The sequence below is a fragment of the Photorhabdus bodei genome (genome assembly GCF_003287735.1).
GTDB lineage: Bacteria > Pseudomonadota > Gammaproteobacteria > Enterobacterales > Enterobacteriaceae > Photorhabdus > Photorhabdus kayaii.
On the sequence record NZ_NSCM01000042.1, the window covers coordinates 1 to 24,538 of the forward strand.

The 24,538-nt window shown below is 43.4% G+C and carries 19 protein-coding genes and 1 pseudogene; 5 read left to right on the forward strand and 15 right to left on the reverse strand.

Annotated elements, in window-relative coordinates:
• Nucleotides 1-487: 487 nt before the first annotated feature.
• The 3 genes and pseudogenes from CKY02_RS18305 (at nucleotide 488) to CKY02_RS26415 (ending at nucleotide 2,246) form a co-directional block, all read left to right on the forward strand.
• Nucleotides 488-673, forward strand: a complete 186-nt coding sequence (locus CKY02_RS18305; RefSeq protein WP_112896389.1) for a hypothetical protein — start codon at nucleotides 488-490, stop codon at nucleotides 671-673.
• Between the two features lie 682 nt (nucleotides 674-1,355).
• Nucleotides 1,356-2,019, forward strand: a pseudogene (locus CKY02_RS18310) (hypothetical protein).
• A 92-nt stretch (nucleotides 2,020-2,111) separates the two neighbouring features.
• Entirely contained in the window at nucleotides 2,112-2,246 is a 135-nt protein-coding gene (locus CKY02_RS26415) for a hypothetical protein (protein WP_275658228.1), read from the forward strand.
• 159 nt (nucleotides 2,247-2,405) lie between these two features.
• Here the strand turns inward: CKY02_RS26415 and nqrM are convergent, their stop codons facing one another.
• From nqrM to CKY02_RS18350, 8 genes are all read right to left on the reverse strand, one after another.
• Nucleotides 2,406-2,633 carry a (Na+)-NQR maturation NqrM gene (nqrM, locus tag CKY02_RS18315; protein ID WP_112896390.1) on the reverse strand — a complete coding sequence of 76 codons (228 nt, stop codon included), beginning with the start codon at nucleotides 2,631-2,633 and terminating at the stop codon, nucleotides 2,406-2,408.
• Between the two features lie 13 nt (nucleotides 2,634-2,646).
• A complete protein-coding gene (locus CKY02_RS18320; protein ID WP_112896391.1) occupies nucleotides 2,647-3,675 on the reverse strand; it encodes an FAD:protein FMN transferase in 1,029 nt (342 codons plus the stop codon).
• Between the two features lie 79 nt (nucleotides 3,676-3,754).
• Nucleotides 3,755-4,981, reverse strand: coding sequence for an NADH:ubiquinone reductase (Na(+)-transporting) subunit F (nqrF, locus tag CKY02_RS18325; RefSeq protein ID WP_112896392.1), 1,227 nt, complete (start codon nucleotides 4,979-4,981; stop codon nucleotides 3,755-3,757).
• Nucleotides 4,982-4,996: 15 nt separating this feature from the next.
• Complete coding sequence (nqrE, locus tag CKY02_RS18330; protein WP_112878722.1) at nucleotides 4,997-5,593, reverse strand: NADH:ubiquinone reductase (Na(+)-transporting) subunit E; 597 nt, start codon at nucleotides 5,591-5,593, stop codon at nucleotides 4,997-4,999.
• 8 nt (nucleotides 5,594-5,601) lie between these two features.
• Nucleotides 5,602-6,231: an NADH:ubiquinone reductase (Na(+)-transporting) subunit D gene (locus tag CKY02_RS18335; protein ID WP_011145526.1), complete on the reverse strand. Its 630-nt coding sequence runs from the start codon at nucleotides 6,229-6,231 to the stop codon at nucleotides 5,602-5,604.
• Complete coding sequence (locus tag CKY02_RS18340; protein ID WP_112896393.1) at nucleotides 6,224-7,021, reverse strand: Na(+)-translocating NADH-quinone reductase subunit C; 798 nt, start codon at nucleotides 7,019-7,021, stop codon at nucleotides 6,224-6,226. The genes CKY02_RS18335 and CKY02_RS18340 overlap by 8 nt, the downstream gene beginning before the upstream one ends.
• Nucleotides 7,014-8,252 (reverse strand): NADH:ubiquinone reductase (Na(+)-transporting) subunit B, encoded by a 1,239-nt coding sequence (locus CKY02_RS18345; protein WP_112896394.1) that lies wholly within the window; start codon nucleotides 8,250-8,252, stop codon nucleotides 7,014-7,016. Before CKY02_RS18345 ends, CKY02_RS18340 begins: the two co-directional genes overlap by 8 nt.
• A 4-nt stretch (nucleotides 8,253-8,256) precedes the next feature.
• A complete protein-coding gene (locus CKY02_RS18350; RefSeq protein ID WP_112896395.1) occupies nucleotides 8,257-9,600 on the reverse strand; it encodes a Na(+)-translocating NADH-quinone reductase subunit A in 1,344 nt (447 codons plus the stop codon).
• A gap of 419 nt (nucleotides 9,601-10,019) precedes the next feature.
• Between CKY02_RS18350 and CKY02_RS18355 the strand changes: the two genes are divergently transcribed.
• A complete protein-coding gene (locus tag CKY02_RS18355; protein WP_112896396.1) occupies nucleotides 10,020-10,754 on the forward strand; it encodes a L,D-transpeptidase family protein in 735 nt (244 codons plus the stop codon).
• Here the strand turns inward: CKY02_RS18355 and CKY02_RS18360 are convergent.
• Nucleotides 10,725-11,492 (reverse strand): class II glutamine amidotransferase, encoded by a 768-nt coding sequence (locus tag CKY02_RS18360; protein ID WP_112878728.1) that lies wholly within the window; start codon nucleotides 11,490-11,492, stop codon nucleotides 10,725-10,727. The two genes, CKY02_RS18355 and CKY02_RS18360, sit on opposite strands and share 30 nt — an antisense overlap.
• Nucleotides 11,493-11,517: 25 nt before the next feature.
• Nucleotides 11,518-12,099: a D-sedoheptulose 7-phosphate isomerase gene (lpcA, locus tag CKY02_RS18365; RefSeq protein ID WP_112896397.1), complete on the reverse strand. Its 582-nt coding sequence runs from the start codon at nucleotides 12,097-12,099 to the stop codon at nucleotides 11,518-11,520.
• Nucleotides 12,100-12,359: 260 nt separating this feature from the next.
• Here lpcA and fadE point away from each other — a divergent pair, with 260 nt between their 5' ends.
• Nucleotides 12,360-14,795, forward strand: a complete 2,436-nt coding sequence (fadE, locus tag CKY02_RS18370) for an acyl-CoA dehydrogenase FadE (RefSeq protein WP_112896398.1) — start codon at nucleotides 12,360-12,362, stop codon at nucleotides 14,793-14,795.
• A 364-nt stretch (nucleotides 14,796-15,159) separates the two neighbouring features.
• Here fadE and CKY02_RS18375 read toward each other — a convergent pair whose 3' ends face one another.
• The 5 genes from CKY02_RS18375 to CKY02_RS18395 are packed head-to-tail and all read right to left on the reverse strand — an operon-like array spanning nucleotide 15,160 to nucleotide 24,494.
• Nucleotides 15,160-17,898: a DEAD/DEAH box helicase family protein gene (locus CKY02_RS18375; protein WP_112896399.1), complete on the reverse strand. Its 2,739-nt coding sequence runs from the start codon at nucleotides 17,896-17,898 to the stop codon at nucleotides 15,160-15,162.
• A gap of 12 nt (nucleotides 17,899-17,910) precedes the next feature.
• On the reverse strand, nucleotides 17,911-19,698 hold the full coding sequence (locus CKY02_RS18380) for a site-specific DNA-methyltransferase (protein WP_112896400.1): 1,788 nt from the start codon (nucleotides 19,696-19,698) through the stop codon (nucleotides 17,911-17,913).
• 13 nt (nucleotides 19,699-19,711) lie between these two features.
• Complete coding sequence (locus CKY02_RS18385; protein ID WP_112896401.1) at nucleotides 19,712-21,412, reverse strand: AIPR family protein; 1,701 nt, start codon at nucleotides 21,410-21,412, stop codon at nucleotides 19,712-19,714.
• A complete protein-coding gene (locus CKY02_RS18390; protein ID WP_112896402.1) occupies nucleotides 21,412-24,255 on the reverse strand; it encodes an SNF2-related protein in 2,844 nt (947 codons plus the stop codon). Before CKY02_RS18390 ends, CKY02_RS18385 begins: the two co-directional genes overlap by 1 nt.
• Nucleotides 24,255-24,494 carry a helix-turn-helix domain-containing protein gene (locus tag CKY02_RS18395; RefSeq protein WP_021323000.1) on the reverse strand — a complete coding sequence of 80 codons (240 nt, stop codon included), beginning with the start codon at nucleotides 24,492-24,494 and terminating at the stop codon, nucleotides 24,255-24,257. The genes CKY02_RS18390 and CKY02_RS18395 overlap by 1 nt, the downstream gene beginning before the upstream one ends.
• Nucleotides 24,495-24,538 lie beyond the last annotated feature (44 nt).

Sequence of the window (24,538 nt, forward strand, 5' to 3'; positions counted from 1 at the left end):
TTAAAGGTTAAAGGTTAAAGGTTAAAGGTTAAAGGTTAAAGGTTAAAGGTTAAAGGTTAAAGGTTAAAGGTTAAAGGTTAAAGGTTAAAGGTTAAAGGTTAAAGGTTAAAGGTTAAAGGTTAAAGGTTAAAGGTCAAAAACATAGGCGCTCCATTAATACCAGATTTAAAAAAGAGACAACGTGACTAAAAACGGTTTTATTTTCTGGCACGTTTAATGCGTTTATCAGCAATGCTAATCGTCTGTCTATTTTACATTTATCTAACCGACCTAACCATTTAAAAACACTAATATAAAAAGATTAAAGTTTTATATAAAAGACAGATTTAAATCAATAAATGCACTTTTCAGATAAATAGTAAATCGAATTTAATCGAAAGCTATTAAACATTAAAAGAGAATTAAAAAGAAAACAACGAGAAAAAGAATATAATCTAAATAAGTTCATATTAAAGTGTTTTCCCGTCGTTATTTTACGAAGAAAACCATGAAAAAAATAGTAAAAAGATTAATTTGGCAAGATTTAAACCCTAAAAAAAGAGGGATTATCTTAAAAGAACATAAATGGGTATCTTTATATCATCAGACTATTTACTCATTGATTTATGAAGATAAAACCATGATGATTAAACTTGAAAAAACAGACGTTTCTCCCCGAAAAAAGGACAAATAAAAAGGTGAATGGTTTTAATACCAAATTTCTTTCCTAAAGCATAGAAGCTTTTATTTACCTGTTCGAGTTAATAGTTTCGTTTATTGGGGATAGTTGGGATAACAGAATTTAAAGCATTTATTTATCATTTTCACACTTAAATGCTCATTCCCATCTCGTCAGGTTAAATCACATTTGAGTGTGGGGCTTTATTCTATTACTCAGCTTTAAGCATTATAAAAACCCGAGCCTAAAGGGCTTAAGTCTATAATGCTATCTCATCAGGGATTATTTTAGCCATTATGATGTAGGAATATAATGGCTGACGCGTTGCGCTTATACAACTTTTTGCTATTATGTAACCAATGCGGATTTTTTTTACACAACGATGTTATACTCAAATCGGAAACTCCGTCCGTTAAATACTAATGTGACGACTTTTGATTTTAAGAATATTAAAGGAAATTTCACAATGACACATAAAAGACACAGCCCCTCTTGGGAAGGCTATATGGGGGATTTTCTAAGAGGTAATGTTGGGATTAATCATTTAAATCCCCAATATCAGTTCTTTGATGCTATTGGTCTTGAGAAACAGTTAAACGAGAATACAACGTATATTGCACTGCTATCCTTAGAGGAAGCGAAAGATGTTTTAGAGGATCTTGACTCTCCAAAACCAAAAAGCCCATTTATGAAGAAAGTGTTTTCGGTTGCCGATCCTATATCACCCTATGCAGGTAATATACGTGATGCTTTCGACTTTATAAATGTAATAGGAGAATTTAAAAAATTAGGGATTAAAGCCACAGAGTATGTTGGCAAAGATATATTAAAATCTCAGGTCATGCGGGGCTTAGAAAAATCATCACCGCTTCAAGATACAGCGCTTCTAACATGAAGATAATCTCTATGGGAATAGGGCAACAAGGAATAAATAGTGGCATAGTTAAGGGAGTTAAATTCAATATATTATTTTCCTCAGCCTATCGGGCGGTTGAATACATCTTTAAGGATGAATACACGCTGGCTGATTTCTTAGGAAATATTTCAGTCTGGCTAAGGCGGCAGTGGCGGCTTTTACTTCTTGGGTTATTGGGGCTGTTCTCTCAGCTTTCTTTGTGGCTGGTGGTAGTGTAATTGCTGTGGCTGGTATTATGCTTCTCGTAGGTGTTGCAACTGTATATACACTTGATATAGTGGATAAAAAATTTAAAATCAGTGAAAGCGTGATTAATTTGATCAAAAAAGAAATAGAAAGAAAACCAAAAACGCCAGAAGCTAATTTCAATCAATTTCTTCATAACTGGGGTAACTTTGGCATCTATTTTTCGCAAGGATTTATTAAACTAACCCCTGTCGATTAAATAGTTTTAAAAGGTACAATTACATAATCTGAATTTCATATTTATATGAATTCAGATTACTCACTTTATTTTAAAACCTATATTAACGGAGTGTGTATACCTTATGGATTTCAAGATGCATCGCGGCGGCAAGGGAGCGAATCCCCGGGAGCATAGATAACGATGTGACCGGGGTGAGTGAGTGCAGCCAACAAAGAGGCAACTTGAAGGATGACAGGTATATTTAAAAAACCCTTCACAGTAAACCGTTTAATATGAAGGGGATTTTATCAAACTGACATCTCTGTTTTTTATTTGCTTTATCTTAAACTACGTGAAATCTCTCTAAAAGTTCGCTTTGCTCTCAATGAGTATTGAGGAAGGAGTATTACGCAGATTTGTTAAACTCAGATAATCCGATGTTTCTCTAATTGAACCTGCCGCACAGCCTCACGAGCCATACGTCTCTTACGAGCATCACAAGGTTCCGGGCAGTCACATATTTTCTCTACGCCAATACTGCTTAAACCACCACAGCTCCCTTGTATGCTTTTACGTTTAATCATATAGCCTAACGACATTCCCGCAAAAGCCAGCAGGAAGAAGACGAAGGCTGCAATAAATACTTTCAGCATTTTCTTCCCCTTCTCATTGATTTTTCTGTAAGTATGGCTCAAAGGCTTTATTGTAACGCTCTTCAAAACCATTTTTCGTTTTTATGATCATAAAAACCGGGATACTCAGATTTTCTGCAACTTCCATCCCTTTTTCCGGCCCTAAAACATTCAGTCCAGTAGAAAGGCCATCAGCGCTCATACAAGCTGGAGCAATCACTGTAATAGAAACTAAATTATGAGAAATAGGGTTCCCCGTTTTTGGATCAATCGTATGTGAATAGCGCACACCATCTTGTTCAAAGTAATTACGGTAATCACCAGAAGTCGCTATCGACATATTCCCAGGCATTATCACTTCCTGAGCATTTTGTGCCATGCCAGTATCAGATGGCTTTTCAATCGCAATCCGCCACGGCAGATCTTTACCATTATGGCCTGATGTACGGACTTCACCGCCAATATCAACCATATAATCCTTGATATTCTGCGATTCCAGATATTCAGCAATAACATCTACGCCATAACCTTTAGCGATAGATGATAAATCGATATACAGCTCTGGAACGGTTTTAATCAGGTTATTGCCTTCTACCACCAGTTTATCAATTCCAGTCCATTCACGGCGTTTTTCCAGTTCACTTGCAGAAGGTGCTTTCGTCACGTGCCCCTCAGGACCAAACCCCCATAAATTAACCAATGGGCCAACCGTCACATCCAACGCGCCATCCGTCAATTTATTAATGTAGATCGCTTCTTTAACCACTTTGGCTGTCGCGGGCGATACCGGGAATGGCCGATCAATTTGACGGCTTTGATTAAAACGACTCAATTCAGAATCGGGGCGATATGTCGACATCTGGTCGTTAACCTCCTCCAGCAAACGATCAATCTCTTTTTGCAGAGCTTCTGGCGAAGGTGCCGATGAACCCGTGACAAATTTAATGGAATAGTAAGTCCCCATTGTTTGCCCATGAATATTTTTCTGCTCCAGACCATCGCATGCCGCCAGCAGCAGTACTGCAAATATTAACGCTATCCAGCTACTTATCTTTTTACGCACAGTTAATTACTCTTTCTGAATTGTTAGCGCCCACAAAATTGTGGGCGCCAGTCATTAAAATCAAACTATTTATGGCCTATCAGCCACCGAAATCATCCAACATGATGTTTTCATCCTCGACACCAAGATCTTTCAACATTTTGATCACCGCGGCATTCATAACCGGAGGCCCACACATGTAGAACTCACAATCTTCTGGAGCCGGATGATCCTTCAAATAATTCTCATACAGAACATTATGGATAAAGCCGGTGTGACCATCCCAGTTATCTTCCGGCAGTGCATCGGATAGAGCTACATTCCAGGTAAAGTTTTCATTTTCAGCCGCTAGCTGATCGAAATCCTCTGTATAGAACATTTCACGTTTAGAACGGGCACCATACCAGAAGCTAATCTTACGTTTGGAATTCAATCGATTAAGCTGATCAAAGATATGAGAACGCATTGGCGCCATACCTGCGCCACCACCGATGAAGATCATTTCCGCATCAGTATCTTTTGCGAAAAATTCACCGAACGGACCAGAAATAGTCACTTTATCACCGGGTTTTAGTGACCAAATATAAGAAGACATAATTCCCGGAGGCGCTTCCGAATTTTTTGGCGGCGGCGTCGCAATACGAACGTTAAGCATGATAATTCCGTGTTCTTCTGGGTAGTTTGCCATTGAGTAAGCACGAACTGTTGGCTCTTTCACCTCAGAAACAAAACGGAACAAATTAAATTTATCCCAGTCCTCACGGTATTCTTTCGGCACATCATAATCCTCGTAACGAGCAATATGTGGCTGCGCTTCAATCTGGATATAACCACCTGCACGGAAAGGCACAACTTCCCCATCAGGGATCTTCAATTTTAGCTCTTTAATGAAAGTTGCTTTGTTATCGTTGGAGATAACTTCACATTCCCATTTCTTAACACCGAATATCTCTTCCGGTAACTTAATTTTCAGGTCCTGTTTTACATTGACCTGACAAGCCAGACGACAACCCTCTTTCGCTTCACGTTTACTAATGTGAGAAAGTTCCGTTGGCAGAATATCGCCACCGCCATCTTTAATCTTTACGCGACACTGACCACAAGAGCCTCCACCACCACAAGCAGAAGAGACAAAAATCCCCTGGCTTGACAACATATTTAGCAATTTATCACCGGCAGGAGCGGTAAAGCTCTTTTCCGGATCACCATTAACTTCAACCCTAATATCCCCAGTGTTAACTAACTTTGATTTTGCGAACAAAATCAGCGCCGTCAGTACCAACACAATTAGGGTAAACATCACTACGCCTAAAATTATTATATCCATGAACGCTTCTCGCCCTTATAACTGCACACCAGAGAAGGACATAAAACCCAATGCCATCAAACCCGTAGTGACAAAGGTGATCCCCAATCCTTTCAGCCCTGCCGGAACATCAGCATATTTCATTTTTTCACGGATAGAAGCTAGCAGAACAATCGCCAACATCCAGCCTATACCTGAGCCAAAACCATATACAACGGATTCCGAAAAACTATAATCACGCTGCGCCATGAAAGAGACACCACCAAAAATTGCACAGTTAACGGTAATCAGTGGTAAAAAAATGCCGAGCGCGTTATAGAGTGAAGGGAAATAACGATCAAGGATCATTTCAAGAATCTGCACTAACGCAGCAATCACGCCAATAAATGTAATAAAGTTCAGGAAGCTGAGATCAACCCCTTCAACCAATGCACCGTCACGCAATACCAAGTTATACACCAGGTTGTTGGCAGGAACAGAGATCCCCAAAACCACCGTGACGGCAATACCCAGACCAAACGCTGTTGTGACGTTTTTCGATACGGCCAAAAAAGTGCACATACCGAGGAAGAAAGCCAACGCCATATTCTCAATAAAAACGGCGCGGACAAACAGGCTTATAAAATGTTCCATGTTGTCAGTTACTCCTTCTCAACCTGCGCCGGTTTCAAAGTCCTCAGACCCCAAATCAGCATACCAATAATGAAAAACGCGCTAGGGGCTAACAGGAACAAACCATTAGGCTGATACCAACCGCCATTCTGTACCGACTCCATCACAGTAATTCCGAACAGTTTGCCGGAACCAAACAACTCACGCAGGAAACCAACCAGTACCAGAATAACCCCGTAACCCAAACCATTACCGATACCATCCATAAAGCTCTCAATGGGTGGAGATTTCATGGCATAGGCTTCCGCACGTCCCATCACGATACAGTTAGTAATAATAAGGCCAACAAATACAGATAATTGCTTGGAAATTTCATAAGCATAAGCCTGTAAAATCTGATCTACCACGATAACCAGTGATGCAATAATCGCCATCTGGACAATGATTCGCACACTGCCAGGAATGTAATGACGAATCAACGAGATAAAAAAGCTGGAAAAGGCAGTAACCAATGTTACCGCTATTGTCATTACCAATGCCGTTTCCAGCTTGGTTGTTACCGCCAGCGCTGAGCAAATCCCCAGAACCTGCAATGCAATCGGGTTATTATCCAAGAGTGGCCCAAGAAGGACTCGCTTTATTTCTTTACTATCAGCCATCTTTCAACGCTCCTTCGCGTACTTTTTTCAGGAACGGACCAAAACCGTTATCCCCTAACCAGAAATTAAACATATTCTGGACACCGGTAGAGGTAAGAGTCGCACCAGACAAACCATCAACACCATAAGGGTCATCGGCAGCAGCCCCGCCACGAACAATTTTGATCGCCGGATTGCCTTCATCGTTATACAGTTTTTTACCTATCCACTTTTTACGCCATTGTGGGTTATCCACTTCTCCCCCCAATCCCGGCGTTTCGCCATGTGAATAATAAGTGATACCGCGAGCCGTTTTGCCGTCTACATCAACGGAGATAAAAGCATGCATGACAGACCACAGGCCAGAACCATAAACAGGCAGAACGATTTCGCGAGTTTTACCCTGTTCATTCTTCACCAAATAGACCTCGGCCATATTGGCGCGACGGCGAATTTTCGCCAAATCCTTTTCAGGTGGTAATGCAATACTGGTATCATCACTGCGCAACGCATCGTTCAGGTTAAACTTGCTCTGACTGCTTTCAAGCGTTGCCGTCTCCAGATTCAATAACTCAGTTTTAATGCGGCTTTTGAACGCTTCTTTAACCTCATCGGCACTCATCCGTGGATTGAGTAACCCCGCAACATCGAGGATATTACGCTGTTTATCCAGCAATTTTTGTTCCTGTTGCTGAGATTTCAGCCCTACGGCAGAACCTGCTACCACAATTGAGCAAACGAGACATAGCACAAAAACAACGATAAATGTTCTGCCAATGCTGTCATTATTTTTTGGTTTATCATTAGCCACGGGCTTTTCTCCGCTTAATATTGGCCTGCACTACCAGATAATCAAACAATGGCGCAAACAGGTTCGCGAACAGAATCGCCAGCATCATACCTTCCGGGTATGCCGGGTTAACAACCCTGATCAGAACGCACATTACACCAATCAGAACGCCGTACCACCATTTACCTTTATCGGTAAATGAAGCAGACACAGGATCGGTCGCCATAAAAATCATACCAAAAGCAAAACCCCCCAGAACCATATGCCAATACCATGGCATAGCAAACAGTGGGTTAGTATCTGAACCGATAGCATTAAATAAGTAGGAAGCTGCAACCATACCTAACATCACCCCGGCGACAATGCGCCATGAAGCAATGCGGGTAAACAGGATAATTGCACCACCGATGAAAATCATCAGCGTAGACACTTCACCGATAGAGCCAGGAATATTACCAATGAAAGCATCCATCCAGGTAACAGGCTGACCGGTAACGGTATTCACTAATCCCTGACTACCACTAGCCGCCCATTGAGATAACGGGGTCGCCCCAGAGAAACCATCAGCCGCAGTCCATACCAAATCACCTGAAATCTGTGCAGGGTAAGCAAAGAATAGAAAAGCACGGCCAGCCAGTGCCGGATTCAGGAAGTTACGACCTGTACCACCAAATACTTCTTTCGCAATGACAACACCGAATGTAATACCCAGCGCCGCCTGCCACAGAGGAATAGTTGGTGGAACAATCAACGCAAATAAAATAGAAGTAACGAAAAATCCTTCGTTAATTTCATGCTTGCGGATAAGGGCAAACAGCACTTCCCAGAAGCCGCCGACCACAAATACAACGATGTAAACGGGCAAAAAGTAAGTTGCACCAAGCAACATTTTACTGCCCCAACCCGCATCCAGTGTCAGTGACGCACCCAAAAACCGAGCAACACCATAGTGCCAGTCAGATGCCAAATGTTGTTGTAATTCTGCGCCACTGTATAAATGATACAAAGCAGGGATTGCCTGCTGACCAACGTTATACATTCCCCAGAACATTGCCGGGAATACCGCCAGCCATACCATGATCATCATGCGCTTTAGATCGATAGCATCACGGACATGGGCACGGCCAGAAGTTACTGTACCCGGTGTATAGAAAATCGTCGTTACCGCTTCATACAGCGGATAATATTTTTCTAATTTGCCCCCGGGTTCAAAGTGGCGCTCAATTTTTTCAAAATAGTTTTTCAGGCCCATGAAATCATCCTTCCTGCTCAATCTTAGTCAGCACTTCACGCAGTACCGGACCATATTCATACTTGCCAGGACAGACATAGGTACAAAGCGCTAAGTCTTCCTCATCTAACTCCAGACAACCCAGTGCCTGAGCACTATCGGTATCACCCGCCAGCAGATCCCGCAGTAAATGTGTTGCCATGATATCCAAAGGCATAACACGCTCATAGTTACCGATTGGTACCATAGAACGTTCACCACCATTCATTGTCGTTGAAAAAGCAAAGCGCTTATTTTTCAGGAAATGACCAATGGTGGTGCGAGTGATGGAAAATTTATCGATACCCGGCATTATCCAACCAAATAGCTCTTTTTCGCGACCTTCACGCAAAACAGAAACCAAAGTGTGGAAACGACCAAGATAGTGATGAACCTCATCTGACTGTGTACCGCACAATACGGAACCTGAAATAATACGGTTTTCACCCTCTTTAAGCTGCTCCTGAGTTAACTCAAGCAGATCAGCCCCTAAGCAAGTACGTATAAGACGTGGTTTCTCAACCTGTGGACCGGCCAATGCAATGACACGATCAGTATAAAGTGTGCCGGTAGTGAATAATTTACCGATAGCAATCACATCCTGATATCCCAGGTGCCATACCGTTTTAGTCGCACTGACGGGTTCAATAAAGTGAATGTGAGTTCCAGCTAATCCCGCAGGGTGCGGACCTGAGAACTGATTATAAGTGATTTGTGCATTATTACCGACACTCGGCAAGCTTCCTGCACTATGGCAAACATGGACTTTACCTTCGGTCAGTCTAGTCAGCACATTCAGACCATCAACAAAAGCCTCTTCATCGGTAGCAATAATAACCTGTGGATTCGCAGCCAGAGGCTGAGTATCCATCGCGGTTACAAAAATTGCTTTTGGCGAGGAGCCGGGAGCAGGATTTCGACTGTAAGGACGGGTACGCAGTGCAGTCCATAACCCAGAATCAATCAGATTCTTTTCCACTTGTTCTCGGGATAACTGAGAAAGTTGGGAACGATCATAACGGCCAAAATCAACCTGTTCGTCTCCCGTTATCTCAATCACAATTGACTGCAAAATACGTTGTTCACCACGATTAATCGCCACAACCCGCCCACAGGCTGGGCTGGTGAAAACCACACCTGGATTCTTTTTATCTTCAAAAAGAATCTGGCCCTTCTTAACATGCTCACCTTCCTTCACCAACATAGAAGGACGCATTCCAACATACTCTTCACCCAACAGTGCTACATGGCGAATCGTCGGACCGTCTTCTATTACTTGAGCAGGCGCTCCTGCAATCGGGAGGTCGAGTCCTTTTTTAATTTTAATCATAAGATTTGCACAAGTTTATCAATTAAATCATATGCTACAGATTACCTGGTGGTAATATAGCCACTCTATAAAAAACCCCTTAAGTCACGAATCGTGCCCAGGTTATAGTTCTCCGATAATTGTTACTATTTTTTATTAATCTCCGGGCGGCAATTTTAACATCTCCCTTCTTAGACTGTCTGACTAATCAAGTGATTTAGTTCAAGCAAACAGGAATAATTTTGGCACTGAATGATTAATCGATCGCAAAAAACGAATGATTATATCACCTTTACCGACAACTGATTGTATTTTAACCTAACAATCACTTTGTAGTGATAATGTTACCGTCATCATTTTCTATTCACAAAGTCGATGACTCATGGCAATCTTAAGCTAAATTTTTAGTTAGTCCGCTACATCGCTATTACGGTAGTCACATGAAAAAAACTGCGGCTTTTCCTGCAATAATATTGTTGTTATTTAGTTCATTCACTCCTGTCTATGCTCAGGATACTTTAGTGCAATTGAAGCAAAATTTCCCTGTGCAGCCTGGCTCTCCTGTCTTTATCCAAATATTCAAAGAAGAGCGGATATTGGAGCTTTATACTAAAAATAGTCATGGAAGCTACCAACTATCTAAAAGCTACCCCATCTGTAATTACTCTGGCGGCCTTGGTCCCAAAACCACAGAAGGCGACCTGAAAAGCCCGGAAGGTTTCTATCGTGTAAAACCCCATCAACTCAATCCAAATAGTCGATATTACCGATCTATTAATCTCGGTTTTCCAAATGAATACGATAAATTCAGAGGCTATTCCGGCAACTATTTAATGATCCACGGAGAGTGTAAATCTGTCGGTTGTTACGCTATGACTAATGGTTACATGGATGAAATCTACGATTATGTAGAAAGTGCATTATTGCGCGGGCAGTATGAAATTAATATCAATATTTATCCATTCAGAATGACACCGCAAAATATGTTACGCCACCGTTCATCCTCCTATTACATGTTTTGGCTACAATTACAGCCAGCCTATGAGTATTTTGTAAAAAATCACCGGCCAGCAACGATTAGCGTCATTAACGGCCAATATGTGGTTAATGCTACACCTGAAAAATCGCCACTTTTGCAGCATCAATCACAATATGCGTTCACCAAGATGAAATAGTGCATAGCGACCCGGCTCAATACGATTCCAAGCTTCATTACCCGTTAAAGGTTGAGTAACAATAACAGAAACAACATCATCCGGCTGTGTATGTTGTTGAAAATCAATTTCAATATCCTGATCCAGAAGTTTTGCTTTTCCAAACGGCGCCCGACGGGTAATCCAATAAAGGTTGGTTGAACAATATGCCATCACAAAACGCCCATCCGACAGCAACATATTGAATACGCCTTTTTTGCTGAGTTCATCTGCGAGTGAGGCGATAAAACGAAAAACCTTAGGCCAGTTCGAGGGAGTTCTTGGATATTTTTGTGAAAGTCGCTGTAAAATCCAGCAAAAAGCATGTTCACTATCCGTTTGTCCAACGGGACGATACTGACCAGTTTCAAGCTGCCGATAGCCCCGAAGTTGCCCATTATGGGCATAAGTCCAGTTGCGTCCCCACATCTCACGAATGAAAGGATGAGTATTTTCCAACGCAACATTACCGCGGTTTGCCTGCCGGATATGAGAAACCACCACTCTAGATTTAATCGGGTACTCTTGTACAAAGCGGGCAACGGGCGAATTGTAACCTGGTTGATGATCTTTAAATGTGCGACAGCCCCGCCCCTCATAAAATGTGATCCCCCAACCATCTTTATGAGGCCCAGTATGACCCCCCCGTTGAATCAGACCACCTAAACTAAAGCAGATATCTGTTGGCACATTTGCACTCATGCCAAGTAACTCACACATTGCCCACCTCTGTAGCCTGTATAAATCAGGCTTTAACCATCTCTTTTTCAATAAGTTGAATCAGGATATGAATAACTTTGATATGAATTTCCTGAATACGATCTGCATAACCAAAATGCGGGACACGAATTTCCACATCAGCGGTTCCTGCCATTTTACCGCCATCCTTGCCTGTCAGCGTAATGACTTTCATGCCTCTTACGCGGGCAGCTTCTACTGCTTTGATAATATTACCGGAATTACCGGAAGTAGAAATACCCAGTAACACATCCCCCTCTTTCCCAACCGCTTCCACATAACGAGAAAAAACAAATTCATACCCGAAATCATTACTGACGCAGGAAAGATGGCTGACATCAGAAATCGCAATCGCCGGATAGCCAGGACGATTTTCGCGGTAACGGCCGGTTAATTCTTCAGCAAAATGCATCGCGTCACAATGCGAACCCCCATTACCGCAGGACAATACCTTGCCGCCCGCTTTAAATGAATCAGCCAGTAATACTGCTGCTTTTTGAATTGCTTCAATATTTGCATCGTCACTTAAAAACTTTGCCAGCGTATCCACGGCTTCGTTCAATTCACTACGGATCAGGTCTTGATACATAGGCTCCTCACTTCGGTCAGGTAATCTTTAATGTTGTGCCGAATGGCAGTTTACCGGATCAAGAGAATTGAAAGAAGACAACATTACGTTTCTGGAGAATTAAGCCGCCCCCGATCACCATGAGTTTGTGAGCTACATTGTAATTAAGATGTAAAGATATTGCTAAAAGCAATTTCCTGGTCTAAAAAAGAGAAGAACACCACAACAGGTCCGACCTCTGATGACTTATCTGACCCTGAGATTAACCAGGAGCTTTTATTATGACCACATTGAGTATTGTTCTATTCTTAGTATTGATTGGGATACTTTGCTATCACAAAGTCAATCTCAGTCTTAGCAGCTTACTGCTCCTTGTCTATACCGTCTTGATGGGCGCTATTGATGCATGGAGCTACTGGATGTTGTTACCAATGGCCATTATTCTGTTCCCGCTGAATTTTGCGCCAATGCGCCACTCCTTACTTACTGTTCCGGCCTTAAAAGCCTTCCGTAAAGTAATGCCAAGTCTATCTCGCACGGAAAAAGAAGCTCTTGATGCAGGTACTACCTGGTGGGAAGGCGAACTGTTCCGCGGTAAACCCGACTGGAAAAAATTACATGACTATCCAAAGCCTCAGTTAACCGTTGAAGAACAAGCATTTCTGGATGGCCCGGTAGAAGAAGCTTGCCGCATGACCAATGATTTCCAGATAAGCCATGAACTTGCTGATTTACCACCTGAGTTATGGCGTTACCTGAAAGAACACCGCTTCTTTGCCATGATCATTAAAAAAGAGTATGGCGGTCTGGAATTTTCAGCCTATGCACAGGCACGAGTCCTGCAAAAATTGGCGGGTACATCCGGCATTCTAGCAATTACCGTAGGTGTACCTAACTCTCTCGGCCCTGGTGAGTTATTACAGCATTATGGCACCGAAGAGCAGAAGAACCACTATCTACCTGGGCTTGCCCGTGGTGAAGAGATCCCATGTTTCGCACTGACCAGCCCGGAAGCTGGCTCTGATGCCGGATCAATCCCAGATACAGGCGTAGTCTGTATGGGAGAATGGCAAGGTGAACAAATTCTCGGTATGCGCCTGACCTGGAACAAACGTTATATCACACTTGCCCCTATCGCTACCGTACTCGGTCTGGCTTTCAAACTGTCTGACCCTGACCATTTATTGGGTGATACAGAAGAATTGGGCATTACCTGTGCATTGATCCCGACCAATGTACCAGGAGTAGAAATTGGTCATCGCCATTTCCCATTGAATATTCCATTCCAGAATGGTCCAACTCGCGGTAAAGATATCTTTGTTCCGATCGACTACATTATTGGTGGGCCAAAAATGGCCGGACAAGGCTGGCGGATGCTGGTTGAGTGTCTGTCTGTTGGCCGCGGTATCACTCTGCCATCAAATGCAACCGGCGGTTTGAAAAGTGTTGCGATGGCGATTGGCGCATACTCTTATATCCGCCGCCAATTCAAAATGCCAATTGGTAAAATGGAAGGGATTGAAGAACCACTAGCACGCATTGCCGGTAACGCCTATTTGATGGATGCCGCTTCAACGCTTGCAACAACCGGTATTATGCTAGGTGAGAAACCCTCTGTGTTATCCGCTATCGTCAAATATCACTGTACTCACCGAGGCCAAAAGTCTGTTATTGATGCAATGGATATTGCCGGTGGTAAAGGGATTTGCCTTGGTCCATCCAACTTCCTTGCTCGCGCTTATCAAGGCGCACCTATCGCCATTACCGTTGAAGGTGCCAATATTCTGACCCGTAACATGATTATCTACGGTCAGGGAGCTATCCGCTGCCATCCTTATGTTCTTGATGAAATGGCCGCGGCTGAAAATAATCGTATCAAAGATTTTGATAAAGCACTGTTTAGCCACCTTGGTCACGTTGCCAGTAACATGTTACGCAGCTTCTGGCTTGGCTTAACCAATGGCCGCACCAGCAGCACACCGGTCAATGATGCAACACGCCGTTACTATCAACAATTAAACCGCCTGAGCGCCAACCTTGCGCTATTATCAGATGTGGCAATGGGGGTATTAGGTGGTAGCCTGAAACGTCGTGAACGTGTCTCCGCCCGGCTTGGGGATGTTCTGAGTCAAACCTATCTGGCTTCCGCGACGTTGAAACGCTACGACGATGAAGGTCGTCAAAAAGAAGATTTGCCGCTAGTTCATTGGGCCGTTCAAGATAGTTTGTATCAGGCAGAACAAGCGATAGATAATTTACTGAGTAACTTCCCTAATCGTCTGGTCGCCGGCCTGATGCGTGTTATCGTCTTCCCTCTAGGGCGTGTACATTCAGCACCATCTGACCATCTGGATCACAAACTGGCCCAGATCTTACAACAACCGTCGGCTACCCGTGATCGCATTGGCCGAGGTCAATATCTGACACCAAGCGAGCACAATCCTCACGGATTACTGGAAGAAGCTCTGCACGACATTATTGCCGCAGAACCGATCCATTCCCGTTTGAGTCGCGAAGCGGGTAAACGCCTCGGCTTTACTCGCCTTGATAAACTGGCAGAACGCGCACTCGCGGAACGTAAGATCACGCCAGACGAAGCCGAAATTCTGAAACGTGCCGAAGCAAGCCGTCTACGTTCTATTAACGTCGATGAGTTTGAACCAGAAGCACTGGCTGTCGCAGCCCCGGTCAAAAAGCCGAGAACAAAAGCGGCCTAAAACTGACGATTAAAGGATGGACGTAATCACGGGGCGATACCTTAAAGTATCGCCCCAGATTGTTGGCTAACCCATTTAAAAAAACAAGGGATGTTTTCACATCATCGAAAATTTCAGATTGTATGTTATCGGTTGATTGGCTTTTCTCCAATGCTTAATAACACCTTATTGCATCAACGATGGTTCAAGGTCTGGCAGATTAATCCACCAAAAAGGTTATAAAAGTTAAATAACCTCAGCTGTATGTTTCCAAGCCAAATTGAATCTTACTTTTGCCTTGGGAACACTGAGTAATTCCTCAGTCCCAGCGGATTTTATTGTTTTCCCAATAAAACTTCAGAATTATTCATTATGTTTTCTTTTCTTAAATCGTCGAGACGAACCCCGACAAATCTCTGTTCTCCAGCACCTCATCATGTGGTATCAGCCAATACTCCCACGGCTTACCCCCGTGTTTCCCGAGATACTCTGACGCGTTTTTGCACCATTTTTTGGCAGCTTCCGCTTTGGCTAGAACAATTGCATCTGTCAGATCAGCTCTCGCCTTGGTTTCCACCATAATGACTTTATCGTTCACTTCTGCCACAAAATCTGGCAAGTATTCCCGCTGGTTGACACCATCCTTGTAGTAGATCTGAAACTGACCACTGACCGGCTTGAACCACTTCTGAGCCTCACGCTCCAGGATCAACGCAAAGGTGCGTTCAGTATCGGAGTCGAATTTCTGCACGTCATACAGGCAGTACTTGAAGCCACCAAAAAGCATTTTTTTGATTTTGCTTTTATCCTGCACTGTTGTACGAACATTATGAATATCTTTATCCCCAGTGGTATAGACCGCGTCCTTCAGAGGAATAAAGCCAGCGGTTACGGTTACCTCGTAAGAGCTTGCTTTTTCCCAGTAATGCTCGGCCATTTGTGCATGAATAGTGTCAGCTATTCGTTTTCCAAAGCCGAAGAATATGTTATGAAGTTCGTCTTCTGAATACTCACGAACGTCACAGAAATAATTCACCGCTTGAGTAGCCAAGTCATAAATAAGCTCTGCGTGTTCGTCATAGGAGATATCATCATAGTCAACAAGATGCTCAACTACATAATCTTCCAGTCTTTGATATTTATGACTCATTGAGCTTGTTAAACTAACCTGCTCATCTGTTTGCAAACTTCTGATGATCAGATCTCTATTGGATGGCTGAAGATTGAGATTACCCATATCTAGAAGGAAAGGGGTGTACCCATAAGTTATTTCTCCCGAAGGCACCACCATGATTCTAGGAATATCAATGGTTTGCTCTATCACAAGTTGAGTGGTCTTATTAATCAACTCATACAGATCAATCTTTTCTTCTTCCGCCAGCAGTGATTGCTGTCTGCCGCTTAGGTGTTCCGATACGGCTTTATAAGTATGCTGCTGAATCTCTTCGTTAAGCAGTGCTTTGCTTGTCGGCACCACGCTTGGTTTGTTCTGGTAACTTTGCAGCACACGCAGAGCAGCAATTGCCGCTTCCTTTTCTGCTACGCCGCTGAATATTGGTTTTTGGTGCTTCTTGTCGCCTCCGACTTGATATTGATGGCCTGTAGCACTCTGTACCGATTGCCCAGTTACCAGCGCTTCAAGCTTGGAAATCACGGCTACGCTGTCTTTCGGCTGCCCACCATTGTCCTTTTCCAGAATAACCTGACGCATCCTCAACGGATTATTCGGGTTGTTGGCTTCGTCTACAATTTCCTGGAAACGATCATGGGCAACGATGTTAAGTCTGTCTATCGCATCAACGCCGATTCGCTTGCCATAAGGTAGGCGAAGACCACGCCCAATGGATTGCTCAATCAGGGTACGCGCATTCGCAGCTCGAAGCGGAACAATAGTATAGAGGTTAGTTACATCCCAACCTTCTTTAAGCATATTGACGTGTATAACAATCTCGGTAGGCTCATCAACACTTTCAACAGCCAGCAAACGTGTAATCATTTCTTCTTCCGCCGCGCCACTCTTGGAGCTGTCTACTTGAATGGCTTTACCTTGATAGCGTCCGTTAAAGAAAGCATCAGACTCAATATGCTCCAACAACTGTGCAGCGTGAGACGTGTCTCGTGCAATCACCAACATAAAGGGTTTAACTTGTTTTACGCCATGCAGTTTGGCATAGGTGAAGAGCTCTAACTTAGTTGCCTCGTGCAGTCTTACCCCATCTTCTAGCTTAACGCCCTCAAGTTGCTCTTGGCTGTACTGCTTGGGGTCAAAGTTGCGTTGAGTAACTACCGCTGGCTCTTTAACAAAGCCATCGTCCATCGCGCAAGCCAATGGATAATCAACAATCACGTTTTCAAAAGGTACAGGTCCCTTGTTTGACTCCGTGAATGGAGTGGCGGTTAGCTCCAAACCCAAGCGGGGCTTAAGTTCGTTAATGGCACGCATACCCGCACTAGCCCGATAACGATGGGATTCGTCCATCAGTAATACCAAATCATCCAGCTCGGCAAGATAACTGAAGTAGCTATCGCCAAGATATTCGGATAAGCGCTTAATACGAGGGGCTTTACCACCCCTTACTTCGGAAACTATTTTTGAAATATTAAAAATATTGATACGAATATCCAAAGCATCCCCGAATAAGTCATTCTTAAGCTGTGCACCTTTTTCTTCGTAGTTATCTCCTGTAATTACGATAGGCAGTTCAACTGCAAATTCTGCTATCCCGGTAAACACGTACTTGGGCGTGTTCGGGGTAAAATCCGCAATCAGCTTGTTATAAATGGTCAAGTTAGGCGCCAATACAAAGAAATTCTTAATGCCATATGCCAAGTGAAGGTAGGTGATAAACGCGCCCATCAGACGGGTTTTACCCACACCAGTTGCCAGCGCAAAACACAACGAGGGGAAATCTCGCTCGAAATCAGACAAAGTGGGGAATTCCGTACTCAAGGTCTTTAACAGTGCGGAAACATTTTGCGTAGGGGACAGCACGTCTGGCGCTGCCTCAATTGCCTTGGCCAGTGCATGGAGCGATTGTTCCTGAGGCTTACGCAGGCTCAAACGACCAGTAATGGCCTTCAGGATTCGAGACCTGTTTACATGATGAGTATTATTCGCAGTCATTCTGTACGTCCCTTAATCCTGATTGCCTTCAACATCGAATAAATCCGCCTGCCTTTGATTTGATTGGGGGGCTTCTTTTGGTTTTTCTTTCATTGGCAGGTTTTCTACGTTAAGGCTGTAGTCATCATGACCCCATTCACAGCGCGACAACACCATTTTCGGGATCTTCTTAAGTGTTAGATTCGGGAAGCGGTCAACCTTGCATCTAAAGGCGCTGCAGCACACCAGCAAGGTACGATCTTCACCCACTTCGTCACTCAAGACTTCCAACTGCTCAACAGACAGAGTTTGCGTTGTTACATAGATACGATCCTGCTCGGTGGAATAACCGTGATTCCACCATTCAGTATCGGAAGGCGCATAGGTAAAGCCTTCTAGCTTGCAGATCGCTTCGGCTAACATGGCGGCATCGTAGTCTTTACTGATCACCCAGCGACCCCAGCGATCTTGCTCCAGTAAGGAAGGAGCGAGTTTGTAGTAGCGGAAGCCACCTCCGCCTTGCCAGTTGACCGCTTTAGATATTCCGGTTTGGTCTTCACCGTCTATAACTTTTTTAAGGCGAGGAATAATATGCGTATTGCATTGATCACCAAGCTCAACCAAAACCCATTTTCTTCCCATTTTATGAGCTGTGGCAGCTGTTGTTCCAGAACCACCAAATGAATCTAAGACTAAATCTCCGGGGTTTGTCGAAATCTCCAATATGCGCTTTAGTAATTGTTCAGGTTTTTTTCCTCTAGGGAATTTAACACCACCTTCATTTGCAATATCTGCTTTTGGGATGTCCTCATTCCGCCAGAAGTTCGTTAAATTTGAGAACTTAACAATACTGTTATCCTTTATTTCTGCTGTGTCTTTTAACCAAGAAAACAGCTCCGCATTGTAATAAAATAAATCTATCTTCTGCCCCTCATATTTACCTCTACTTGGTGTGTATTCAACAGAGTAGAGTTTTTTTTTGTCCATATCTGAAACTAAATCTTTCTGAAACGAGTTTTCCTTCTGAATCTGGTTTGTTCTGAATAATGTGTCGAAGTTAGTTATTAGCTGCGAATCAATTTCTTGCTTTCTCTTTTCATAGTCTCGCAAAGAAATTGTTGCGATTTCAAAATCTTCATATTCGTAGACTTTTACTGGCTCACCATTTGATTTTGAAACAAAATCTCTTACGAGTCTTTTATCACCAATACGAGCAAGATATTTGTTGTATCTCTTAATTGTTTTAAGCTCCAATAGTATAGCGTTTTTTACATCATGCTCCTTCAGAGTCTCTTTTTTGTAACACAGGATGTGCTCTGATGTATCAACTAAAAATCCACCTTGACCTATACCCGCAGCAGCAGAACGCTCATATGAGATATGTGAAACAAAACATCCTCTACCAAATATTTCATCTAGCATTACTTTTAAATAATGCACCTCAGAGTCGTCGAGGTGAACCCACAATAGTCCGTCAGTCGACAACAAACGATTAATGATATTTAGCCTCTGATACATCAAATCGAGCCAAATGGAGTGCTCTAAACCATCGTCATAAAGATCAAAAGCTTGTCCTGTGTTAAATGGTGGATCTATGTATACACATTTTATTTTTCCAGTATATTCTTGTTCCAACGCCTTCAGAGCCAGTAAGTTATCACCGAAAATAAGTTTGTTATCAAAGATATCGTTTTCACCAACCTTATGACTGGCATGGTACGATTTGCTAGGTTCTTCCACTAAAATACGCGGTTCAAGCTTCGGTCGCTTGTCTTTACCAATCCACGTTAATTCAAGTTTCTTTTTGGATTTATTGCTCATACTTCAAAAATTCCTATGCGTCAGCCAGTGCGGCCATAACGGCACCTTTCAGTATCTTAAGGTCCGAGGCATTCTTAAACACCGAGACTGGAGATTTTCCCCAATTGACTTTTTTATACTCTGTGATGATGGTTTGTGCAATCGACTGTGCCGTCGTACAAACGATATTGCTGTGTGCCAGTGAAAGCTTTAACTCGTTGTGTTCTATATATTGTTTAAGCTTCAGATAAACAATATGAGACAGCAACATTAGAGAATTTGCGTTAATATCTTTATCAACGCCAGTAGACTGCCTTGCATCTGATTTAAGTGACTCGCGAATCAGCAAATAGATTTGCACAATCCGCCAAAGTTGCCGTGCCTGAAGGCTATCTTTAAACAAACAATGATAGGTAGAACCATGTAACTCTTCACCAGCCACGCGGGAAAACAGCTTTTTGGCGTCTTTCTTCGCTTGAGCAATTAAATTGCAATCACTGTCGCTCACCCAGCAGGCTAACGCTTTTGCTGCGGTTTCAACATCAAAGTCTTCCTGGTCCAGATCACCTGATTTATAGCGATAGAAAACACCAGACTGCTGAAGTGTTTGCGCCCATTGGATCTGGTTCTCATCCAATGCCGCGAAGTCAATATCGGACACTGTATTTTGATTGTTGCGAAAACGGGTGATCTTGCTGCCAAATTCTTCTAGGTCTGCGTCGAGCGCGATAAGGGTAGCCAGTACCTTAATATCAGGCTCTTCAGATTTTTCATCCAAGTCAATGGTCAGACTGCTGACAGTTTGAGCTCCGTTGATGACGGAAAGATTTTCTACCCTGAACTTTCCGCTTGAGCGTGTCTCATCACGGGCTCCAATAGGACGAATTGCATCGCAGATAAACGTTACCCCATTGTTAAAGTAGAAGAAGTGTTCGGGGTTGTTCTTGATGGTTTCTGAAATATCCTGATTGACGACCGTGTTACCCTGAAAATGTCGGATGTTCGCATCAAACAACTTCTCGCCATACTGATCTTTTAAAGACTTCAATTGGGTACCGGTGATGCTGCCGAAATAGCACAAATAGGGCTCATCAATGTGGCCATAGTTTTCCAATGTAATTTCAGCGGTGATAGGTGCAGGTAAATGCTCGTCCAGTTGGATTCGGTGGAAGGATGCCAATCCTCGATTCAGAAAGCTTAAAAAATAGGGATCAGCAGGTTGGTTGAGTGCTGCCTCTAAATCAGACATTAGTCGCTTTTTATCGTCGCCTAGAGCACCACCCGTATAGGCCAACACAGCTTTAACTTTTGCGACTCCGGAATCAAAAGCGAAACTTAAAGCCACAGTTTTTGCTTGAAGGTGCTCGTTAAAACGTTCGTACTTCTGTTTGGCTAAGTCTTTAACGCCGTCTACAAACTTGCTAACCTCTGCCAGTTCTACTTCACCAATACCTGAGTCTTTGTATTTCGACTGGACAAGCCAAACGGTTTGGGTGGCATCCACATAAACCGAGTCTATGCCATGATCCTGTCCGCCATCAATGGAAGCTTGAATGGCCTCCTGCTCGGAGGCACCAGCCTCTTGTATTAAAACATAGGCCGCCAGTGCTTTACTGTAAAAATTCCGATGTTTGGCATTTGCGTCGGTGCCAGTACCGATAATCTTCCCCCCAAATCGAGCATCCAACAATTCACATAGTTGGATAAGCTCGTGCGGCTTGACTCCCCCAGCCATTAAACAACCTCCCAAGTAATACTGAACAACACCTGTTCTTCAACGGTTTGATTCATTTTGTCTTCCAATTCGGTAATTAATACCTCTCGGCCTTCGTCGACTTCGTCCTGTCGATCAAACAGTTCACGGCGCTTTTTGTGACGCAGTTTTTCTAATTCTTTTTGCTTTTTCTGCCAATGCAGTTTTTCATGGAGGTCAGGCGCGAGCTTTGCAGTCCTGCGAACTTCTCGAATCTCTCGGTCGGTCTCTTTTATGTTCTGCTCTAACACCACTTTAAGGTCGTCTGCCCAAGCATCCAGCTTTTCAACTTCCGCTTCGAAGTATTTGAGATTGCGCTGACTGATATCACTGAGCAGCTCCTGTTTAGCCTGAGACAGTTCTTTTTCAATAGTTGGGTTGATTGAGAAAGTGGTTTGAGAATCACTTTTAACCGGGTAGGAAAGCAGCTTTTCCAGTACATCGGAATGAACCACTTCACCCTTGTTATTGATGCCAATGACAGCCAAGTGATCTTCGGCTCGTTCCATGGATTCAACCGTTACCCTGCATACTTGCAATTGACCAGTTTGTCCCCTGAGTTTTTCTACTACAGATACCTTGGTATCTCTGGCATCAGTGTTAAATACAAGATGTGCCTGACCTAAGCTTTTACTCTTTGCATTATCAATAGTCCACTGAGCCAGCGGGTGTTTGAGCCGGTACAGGTGGCAGTCCCCATCGCGTCTCGGTAGTTCGTACTCACCTGTCGGGATGTTGGCAGGTGCTCCCGATGGTAGTGACTTAATAACAAAGCCACCCTGGACGGGTTGAAAATGACTCGAAAGCTCTGTTTGAGTCAGCGCTAACAACATCTGTTCATACTTGTCGAGAGAAGCTTCGGTATCAATTTTCAAGCGTTGCAGAACGTCTTCATCAAAGTTTTCGAACAGTTGCTCACGCGTATTAATCATCTGAGCATTAATTTCGTGAGCAAGATCTTGCTGAAGTTTGTCAAATGCGCTTTTGATTTCTTCTGGGTCGCGACAAGTGTCATAGATTTTTTTAATTCGGCGCTCGAAATCCACCCCATTTTCGATTGCCCCCAGTACTTCATCAGAAGCCCCGAAGACCCCGTCAAATATCTTGAACTTCAGTTTTAATAACTCATGAACCCGTTGATCAGCAGGGTTGGTAGAATCAATAAAGTTGAGTACAACCACATCATGCTTCTGTCCATATCGATGACAACGTCCTATACGCTGCTCCATCCTTTGAGGGTTCCAAGGCAGGTCATAGTTGATCACCAATGAGCAGAACTGGAGGTTTACACCTTCAGCCGCCGCTTCAGTAGCGATCATGATCTTACCTTTTTCCTTAAAGTATTCCACCAATGCGGCGCGGGTATCCGCGGTTTTAGAGCCGGTAATATTGTCGCTACCTTCGTGCTTGACCAACCAGTTTTTGTAGATCTCTTTCGCCTGAGAGTCGCTGTTAGTGCCATTAAAAAGCAAAATGCCATCTTTGTATTCGCTGTTTCCTAATAGCTCAAACAGATAATCCTGAGTTTTTCTGGACTCAGTAAATATGATGGCTTTTTCTTGTGCGCCAAGCTCCTTAAGCTTCTCAAAAGCAATTTTCAGAGCTTTGAGTAAGGCCTCGCCCTTGGAGTTCTCTCTTATATTCTCCGCAAGCTCTTTGAATGACTTAAGCTCATTGATTTCGTCGATAATGGATTGGTGATTGGGCTTTTCTGATGAGCATGCGCTGTCTTCATCATCAGACCATTCTTCTGCAGTTTCATCCAGCGATTCATAGTCAGCATTGAGGTCACTATAAACACCTGATCCCACCCCATCGTTTTTCAGATCATTTTCCAATCGATTGATAATTGAGTTTAATGCACCAGCTATTGCAAAGGATGATGAAGCCAGAAGCTTCCACATCACCATGGAAATTAGTTGTCGCTGACCGCTTGGCAATGCATTGAGGTTTGATCGCTGTAGATAAGCCGACACAAGCCAATAAAGCTTTTGTTCATCACTAGACGGCGTAAACTCTTCAACCATAGCAATTCGCTTGGTATAGGGGACGTAGGCTTCAACATCTTTTCTTAAGGTACGCTTGCATACGGGTTTAATGCGTTTCCGCAGCTCGTTAAAGGAGAGGTTGTCGTTAAGACGTCCATACTTGATACGGAAGCTATCAAGATCTCCAAATACTTTTTCATCAATGATGCTGACCATACCAAACAGCTCCAACAACGAATTTTGAAGCGGCGTGGCAGTGAGCATGACCTTAAATGTACTACTCAAGGCATCGCGAATTGCAGCGGCTATTTTGTTCCCTTTTTTGTAGACATTTCTAAGCCTGTGAGCTTCATCTATTACCGCCAAATCCCAGGGGATCATTTGAATGTCATCTGCTTTAGCTTTTGCAAACTGATAGGAGCAAATGACTATTTTCTCACCCGCATCAAATGGGTTTTTGACACCTTCTTTTTTAACCTTTTTGTAGCTGTCTCCTTCTAGAATGAGGCCGTCTACACCAAATTTCTCTTGAAGCTCCTGGTGCCACTGTTTACGAAGGTTTGCCGGAACAACAATGAGGATACGTCGTTTACGCTCGGCCCATTTCTGGGCAATGACAAGACCAGCCTCAATTGTCTTACCGAGGCCCACTTCATCTGCCAGTATGACGCCATTGGATAAAGGATTACGAAATGCGAAGAGGGCAGCATCCACCTGATGGGGATTCAGATCTATCTGCGCATCCATAATTGCTCCAGTCAGCTTGTCTTCATCCTCACTATCTAGGCGACGAGTAAGCTGCCACGCAAAGTACTGGGCCTGGTGCTGGCTGTACATTATGCATCCCCCTGACTTTTAACTTTGATATGCTCTGCCAATTGCCCTAGGCTTACCTGGAAATACTCACAGAGCTTGTCCAGGACTTCGGTAGTCGTGTTATAACCTTTCTGATTGGATACCTTTGAGAGCGTTGTCCGGTGAATACCTGTTGCTTTAGAAATCTCCTCCAAGGTGATACGGCGTCCTTCTTGGAATTCTTTTTCAGCGATGAGTTCTTTTAGTCTAAATCTAATCATTCGGGGCACCTTTGAAGTGAAACATCACTATACCGAAATACGAA